Below are 293 nucleotides of genomic sequence, written 5' to 3' on the forward strand. Positions count from 1 at the left end.
TGCTCGTCATCTGGCGCGCCTTCGCCCACGGCGACGCGACCATCGGGCTCATTCTCATTCCGGCCATGCTCGTCAGCGAACTGGTGGTGCTGCGGAAATGGTGCTCCAACTTCTGCCCGCTTTCGGCCCTCATGAACCTGGTCGGGCGCTTCTCGCGCACGTATGTGCCTACCATTAATGATGAGAAGTGCCTGGAGACGGCCCGTGCCACCTCCTGCAGCAAGTGCGCCGAGGTATGCGACGCCGACATCAACATCCGACATCCGGAATTCGGGCCGCGCACCATGGCCGAC

Annotated in this window: 1 protein-coding gene; it reads left to right on the forward strand. The window is 62.8% G+C overall.

What is annotated here, in order from left to right; genetic code table 11:
• A partial coding sequence (locus NE591_RS15065; protein ID WP_256157079.1) for a 4Fe-4S binding protein occupies positions 1-293 on the forward strand: 293 nt, incomplete at both ends.

Source organism: Adlercreutzia sp. DFI.6.23, assembly GCF_024462535.1.
GTDB classification, from domain to species: Bacteria; Actinomycetota; Coriobacteriia; order Coriobacteriales; family Eggerthellaceae; genus Adlercreutzia; species Adlercreutzia rubneri.